The sequence below is a fragment of the Mesorhizobium sp. M1A.F.Ca.ET.072.01.1.1 genome (assembly GCF_004023325.1).
Taxonomy (GTDB): domain Bacteria; phylum Pseudomonadota; class Alphaproteobacteria; order Rhizobiales; family Rhizobiaceae; genus Mesorhizobium.
Genome location: NZ_RZSF01000353.1, coordinates 1 through 6,420, shown reverse-complemented (window position 1 = coordinate 6,420; position 6,420 = coordinate 1). Strand labels below are relative to the sequence as shown.

The 6,420-nt window shown below is 62.9% G+C and carries 7 protein-coding genes and 1 pseudogene; 6 read left to right on the top strand and 2 right to left on the bottom strand.

The window, feature by feature from the left end; translation table 11 throughout:
* Positions 1-923 (top strand): HlyD family type I secretion periplasmic adaptor subunit (locus EOA32_RS31340; protein ID WP_128373783.1); only part of this gene is annotated, 923 nt, incomplete at its 5' end.
* Positions 924-968: 45 nt separating this feature from the next.
* On the opposite strand, the gene EOA32_RS31335 is transcribed toward EOA32_RS31340, so the two are convergent.
* Together EOA32_RS31335 and EOA32_RS31330 are read right to left on the bottom strand one after the other, a co-directional pair.
* Entirely contained in the window at positions 969-1,499 is a 531-nt protein-coding gene (locus tag EOA32_RS31335) for a dihydrofolate reductase family protein (RefSeq protein WP_128373782.1), read from the bottom strand.
* Positions 1,500-1,595: 96 nt separating this feature from the next.
* Complete coding sequence (locus EOA32_RS31330) at positions 1,596-2,486, bottom strand: LysR family transcriptional regulator (protein WP_128373781.1); 891 nt, start codon at positions 2,484-2,486, stop codon at positions 1,596-1,598.
* Between the two features lie 211 nt (positions 2,487-2,697).
* On the opposite strand from EOA32_RS31330, the gene EOA32_RS31325 reads away from it, so the two are divergent.
* From EOA32_RS31325 to EOA32_RS31305, 5 genes and pseudogenes are all read left to right on the top strand, one after another.
* Positions 2,698-3,633, top strand: a complete 936-nt coding sequence (locus tag EOA32_RS31325) for a DMT family transporter (protein WP_128373780.1) — start codon at positions 2,698-2,700, stop codon at positions 3,631-3,633.
* A 30-nt stretch (positions 3,634-3,663) separates the two neighbouring features.
* Complete coding sequence (locus tag EOA32_RS31320; protein WP_128373779.1) at positions 3,664-4,386, top strand: haloacid dehalogenase type II; 723 nt, start codon at positions 3,664-3,666, stop codon at positions 4,384-4,386.
* 216 nt (positions 4,387-4,602) lie between these two features.
* Positions 4,603-5,034: a hypothetical protein gene (locus EOA32_RS31315; RefSeq protein ID WP_066993122.1), complete on the top strand. Its 432-nt coding sequence runs from the start codon at positions 4,603-4,605 to the stop codon at positions 5,032-5,034.
* Positions 5,035-5,298: 264 nt separating this feature from the next.
* Positions 5,299-6,177 carry an ABC transporter permease gene (locus EOA32_RS31310; protein ID WP_095783469.1) on the top strand — a complete coding sequence of 293 codons (879 nt, stop codon included), beginning with the start codon at positions 5,299-5,301 and terminating at the stop codon, positions 6,175-6,177.
* A gap of 13 nt (positions 6,178-6,190) precedes the next feature.
* Positions 6,191-6,420 (top strand): annotated as a pseudogene (locus EOA32_RS31305) (ABC transporter permease); the annotation flags it as partial.

Sequence of the window (6,420 nt, the reverse complement as noted above, 5' to 3'; positions counted from 1 at the left end):
CGCCGGCGCCGTTCCAGCAGGATTTCCAAAACCTCATCCGCGAGCAGCAGAAGGAGTTCGACGCCAGGCTCGCCCGGTTCCGGTCGGAGCAATCGATCATGGCGCAGCGGGTCGCCATGCATCGCGAGTCGGTCGTGGGCTTGAACGCCCAGAAGCTCGCCATCCAGCAGCAGGCCGATGTCGTGAAGAAGGAGCTCGGCATCAAGACAGGCCTGCTCGACAAGGGCCTCACCAACCGCACCGAATATTCGCAGTTGCTGCGCTCGGAAGCCGATCTGGTCGGCCAGGCCGGCGCGCTGGAGGCCAATCTTGCTGGGGCCAACAGCCAGATCGTCGAGGCGCAGGTGCAGGTCGAGCGGCTGACCACGCAGCGCGTGGAGGAAGCGCTGACCAAGCTCGACGAGGTCCGCACCAACCTCGCCGACATCGAGGAGCAGATCAGGGCAGCCGAAGCGGTGCTTCAGCGCACGACGATCAAGGCGCCGGCGGCGGGCATCGTGGTGTCCTCCACCTATAATTCGAAAGGCAGCGTGATCGCGCCCGGCGAAAAGATCATGGAGATCCTGCCCACCGCATCGGGCCTCAACGTCGATGCCAAGCTGCGGCCGAAAGACGTCGATCAGGTGCGCGTCGGCCAGCCGGCGAAGCTCAGGCTGTCGGCGCTCAACACGCGGCTGACGCCAGAGGTATCGGCGACCGTGACGCAGATCTCGGCCGACCGGCTGATCGACCAGGCTACCCACGAACCCTATTTCCGCGCCAAGCTGAAGATCGCCGACGCGCTCCCGCCCGGCGTCAAGCCGGAGCAACTCTATCCGGGAACGCCGGTCGAAGCCTTCATCAACACCGGCGACCGGACCTTCTTCGAGTATCTGGCGCGGCCGATGGTGGATTCGTTCGCCCGCGCGTTTGCGGAGAGGTGAGCGGGCGCTCCGCCCGACGCGCCCGTCCGTCGGGGAGTTGCGTGCCTACGCGGGAACATAAGTCAACCTGATCGCTTCCTCCCCGATCAAATCACTGGCCACGAGCCGGAGCCGCGGCCGGGGGCCGGCGAAGAATGGCTTTCCGTGACCAAGCAGGACGGGATGGATGTAGAGACGATACTCATCGATAAGCCCGAGGTCGGTCAGGCTTCGCGCCAGGTCTGGTCCGGAAACGGCGATCTCTCCAGCGAGCCGAGGCTTCAGGTCACGTATCACCTCCGCCAGGCCGCCTTCCACAAGCGTGGCGTTGGGGCCAACCGACAGCAACGTGCTCGACACGATCCACTTCGGCTGGCTCCGCCACGCCGTCGCGAATTCGCGGAGCTCAGGGGTCCACTCGGAACGGTCCTCGTCCCAGTAGCGCATGACCTCGTACATGCGACGGCCGTACACACTGCCCGCCAGGCCGCGCACTTGCTCTATCCAGTGACGAAACAGCGCGGGATCGGGCGCAAATGCCTCGTGGTCGACATAGCCGTCCAGTGACTGATTCATTCCGAAGACGAGTTTCGCCATGCTAATTCGATCCCAGCCTTCTTTCAGGATACCAGTGAATCGCGCCGCTGCGTGGTCTCTGACGGCCTTGTCGCGCTCCTGGCCAGCACGACGGTTTCAAACGGCGATCTGAAGCGCCCCGTAGCGTTTGACTTCGGCTTCGATCTCCCTGACCAAAGTCTCCAGCGCGGGATTTCGGGAGTTGCGCGCGCGCCTGATCACATAGGCCAGGTCCGGCGGTTTGGGGAAGTGTTTGTCGACGATCTCCATGCCGGGTTGCAGGTGCCGCTGGCTCAAGAGCGCGACGCCGAGCCCGGAGGTCACGCCGGCGATGATACCGGCTGCGCTGGAGCATTCGAACACGGTCTCGAACACCGTTCCCTCGTCCTGCCCAAGATCGAGGCCCCAACGCCGATAGAAGCAGTTCTCGTCGAAGGACAGGAACGGGACCGGCTTTTCCTTCGACAGGACCAGATCCGGCGACTTCACCCAGTGCAGCGTCTCGCGGTAGAGGACGATGTCGGCGGGACGAACCTCGTGCTGGAACAGCTGGACGATCGCGGCGTCAAGGGCCCCCTGGCTGAGCTGCTCCCGCAAGACGAGGCTCATGCGCACTTGCGTACGGACGCTCACCTCGGGATGGAGCCTGCGGAACCGGCCAAGAATGCGCGAGAGGTCCGTGCACGTCGTATCCTCGGTCATTCCCAGCGCGATCTTGCCTTGCAGCGTGCTCTTCGAGAGGCTCAGTACCGCCTCGTCATGAATTCCCAGGATGCGCCGCGCATAAGCCAGGAGATCATGGCCGGCCGTGGTGAACAGCGGCGCGTTTGGCTTCCGGCTGAGGATTTCGCAGTCGAGGCTCGCTTCCAGCCGCCTCATCTTGTGGCTGACGGCCGATTGCGACAAGCCCAGAACCTCGGCCGCACGGGTGACACCGCCATGTTTCTCGATCGCGACCAGCGCCCGCAGGGCATCGACATCCAGGCGGCGGCTCATAATTCCAGCCATGACAATCCTCGCTTGCAATGAAAGCACCGCGCCAAACCTCTGACACAGAGCGGGTTTTCGGGCAAATATTTATGTCATGTTCGTGGCTGTTTCATGAGCCTATCGAAATTTGTCATGTGCAAGGCAGCGAGTGTGCAGCCATAAGTCTGCGCCAGACAGCGCTGGTGATCCGCTTCAGGAGCATGGCGCACCGCTCGAATAAAGACAGCCCATGACGCTCCTGCAGAACAAGCCTCATCCTCTGGTATGGCCGAGCGTGGCGGCAGCCCTGGTCCTAAGCTGGAGCTCCGGCTTCGTCGGCATCCGCTACGCCAGCGAGAACGCCGACGTCATGCTGGTCCTGTTCTGGCGGACTTTTTTGTCCGGACTGATCCTGCTGCCATTTGCTCTCCTGATCGGGCAGCGCATCAGCGGGCGCGCCTTGGCGCAGCAGATGGCGTTCGGCGTGGCGACGATGTTCCTCTATCTGGGCGGATTCGCCCTTGCCATCGGCCAGCGCGTTCCGACCGGCCTTGTCGCGCTGATCTCCGATCTTGTCCCTCTCGCCATCGCGGCGCTGTCGCAGCCCATTCTCGGCCACCGGCTGAGCGCAAGGCAATGGATCGGAACGGCCCTGGGCGCGAGCGGCGTCCTTATCGTCTCCCTGGACAGCCTCAGTCTCGGCAAAGCACCGGCCTGGGCCTATGTCCTCACCGTCGCTTCCATGCTGGTGTTCGCCCTGGCGACCGTGGTGCAGAAGCGGATCAGGACGATCGATATGCCCATCCATCAGAGCTTGTGCATTCAATGCCTGACGGCGGCGATCCTCTTTGCCGCCTGCGCGGAATGGAACGGCGGCCTGACACCGCCGCTCGACGCGCGTTTCCAGTTCGGCATGGCGTGGCTGGTGCTGTTCTCGACCTTCTTCTGCTACGGCGTCTACTATATGAGCCTGCGCCACTACACCGCCGCACAGGTCAGCAGCGTGGTCTATCTCAGCCCGCCGGTGACGATGCTCTGGGCGTGGCTGATCTTCGGCGAACCGCTATCGAGAGCGATGTTCCTCGGCCTGGCGGTGACCCTGTTCGGTGTCTGGCTGACCTCATCGAGGAGCGCTGCATCGAAGGACAAGGCGCGTCTGAGCTCATGCGAGCAGCCTGCCGGATAATCAGGCGACACCAACAAGGAGTGCAATTCCATGAAGCTGACCGATTTCAAGGCCCTGACCTTCGACTGCTACGGCACGCTCATCGACTGGGAATCCGGCATGATCGAGGGCCTGAAGCCGCTGACAGAGCGCGCCGGCCGCCGTTTGAGCCGCGACGACATCCTCGAGGCGCATGCCCGGCACGAATCCAGCCAGCAGAACTGGACTCCGGGAAGACGCTACCGCGACCTTCTGCCGATCGTCTACAAGCGGCTTGCCGAGGAATGGGGCGTCGTCGCCACCGCGGAGGAATGCACGGCCTATGGCGAAAGCGTGAAGGATTGGCCGGCCTTTGCCGACTCGGCGGAAGCCTTGCGGTATCTCAAGCAGCACTACAAGCTGATCATCCTTTCCAACGTCGACAACAAGAGCTTTTCGTTCAGCAACAAGAAGCTCGGCGTCGACTTCGACGCGATATACACGGCAGAGGACATCGGCTCCTACAAGCCCTCCGCCCGCAACTTCGACTATATGCTCGAAAAGCTGGCGACGATCGGGGTGGAGAAAAGCCAAGTCCTGCACACGGCCGAAAGCATGTTCCATGATCACGCTCCCGCCAATCGCGTCGGCCTGGCATCGTGCTGGATCTATCGCCGTCATGCCGACCAGGGCTTCGGCGCCACGATGCACCCCGGCGATATGCCAAATGTGGATTTCCGCTTCGACAGCATGGCCGACCTCGTCAAGGCGCACAGGCAAGAATTGGGCGCCTGAGGCCGCAGCGCGTGGAGGAGGCACCGACCGGGCCGAGGCGGATGACGGAGATAGCCGGACGACGCCACGCCGCCTGCTTGCGTGGCATCCTCCCGCAACCCGATTCAATCCGCGAGCCTTGGAACCAAAAGACCTGCGAGACTGTTCAGCTATCGTTTGATACAACGCTGACGTGCCCTGCCGGTTGGGCAATCGGCGCTTTCGAGGAGTCTCACCATGTCCAGAATTCGTTCAGCCGCGATTGCGGTCATCGCCGCTGTCGGCGTGAGCTTTGCCAGCGCAGCTCACGCCGACAGCGGCACGATCCGCTTCTCCATCTATAAGGCGGCCTTCTTCATCGGCGGCGCCGGCGGCGAAGGCACGCTGACCTTCCGTGGTCGCAACTATCCCATCTCGATCGGCGGCATCTCGGGCGGCCTCGCCTTCGGGGCTTCCAAGACCTATTTCAAAGGCACGGTGCGCCACATTCGCCGCGCCCGCGACGTGGCGGGAGTGTACGGCGCGGCGGGCGGCGGCGGGGCGCTCGGCAGAGGCGCTCAGGTGATCGTCATGACCAACGACAAGGGCGCCGAACTCCAGCTCACAGGCCGGCAGGTAGGCCTGCAGATCAATGCCGATCTCAGCGGCATGACCATCGGGCTGAAATAAGGGGGCGGGCCAAGCGGGTCATTCCCTCCGCCAATTGGCGCCACCTGATCCAGCCGCACCGAGTGTCCGGTAGAATGCGAAGGGCCCGATGTCGGGCCCTTTTCCTTGCTTGCCTGGACTGTTTGCGTGGAGGCACGACGCCATCGCCAACAGTCGGAGGCTCTCTGGCTCAATCGCCGCCTGTAGACATCGCGCGCCCAATCACCCAATCTGACCCGCGGGAACAAGAAGCGCTTCAAAGAGAGCGCGGACCTTCGGGTGCGCATGAAAAATCGATGGACCTTGTATGATCCACGGCTGGCCTGGATGCTGATCGCGCCGGTGCTGCTGCTCTTGATCTTCTTCCTGGTGCTGCCGATCGCCGTGATGTCGGTCTACACCTTCTTCACCTTCGTCACCGCCGGCGTGGAAACCAGCGCGCTGACAACCGCGAACTGGCACGAATTCCTCACCGACAGCTACTATCACGGCTTCCTGTTGAAGACGCTGCGGGTCGGCGCCGTCACCGCGCTGCTCTGCGGCGTGCTCGGCTATTTTCCGGCCTATTTCATCTGGGCGACGAGCTTCAAGCACAAGTGGCTGCTGCTTCTCCTGCTCATCGTGCCGTTCTGGATCAGCTTCACCATCCGCACCTTTTCCTGGATCAACATTCTCGGCGAACAGGGCGTCATCAACGTGGCGCTCATAAAGTTGGGCATTGTCAGCGAGCCGCTGCCGATGCTCTACACCGAGGGCGCGGTGATCATGGGGCTGCTGCATTTCCTGCTGCCCTACATGATCCTCAACGTCTATGTCAGCCTGGAAAGCATCGACCGCACGCTGATTGCGGCAGCCCGCTCGATGGGCTGCACCAGCGCGCAAGCGTTTCGCGAGGTGACGCTGCCGCTTTCGTTGCCCGGCCTCGCGGCCGGCCTGCTGCTCTGCTTCGTGCTTGCCGCCGGCAGCTATGTGACGCCGCAGCTTCTGGGCTCGGGCCGCGACGCGCTGTTCGGCAATCTGATCTACGACACCATCATGAGCGAGCTGAACTGGCCGATGGGCGCCACGCTTTCGATCGTGCTGTTCGTCGTGCTCGGTTTCTTCGCCGCCATCTACACCCGCTACATGGGCATGTCGCAGATCGTCAAAGGCCTTGGAGGATGAGGGGATTGGGCGGATGAAGCCTGCACGCCGGAAACAGGAAGGCAGATGGGCCTGGCGGCTGACCGGCTTCGTCACGCTCTGCGTCTACATCTTCATGTTCGCGCCGATTGCGGCGACCGTCATCCTGTCGTTCAACGCCTCGATGTTCGGCGGCTTCCCGATGACCGGCTTTTCGCTGCAATGGTACGGCAAGCTGATGGCCAATGAGGCGGTGCTGGCCGCGTTCCGAACGTCGCTGTGGAT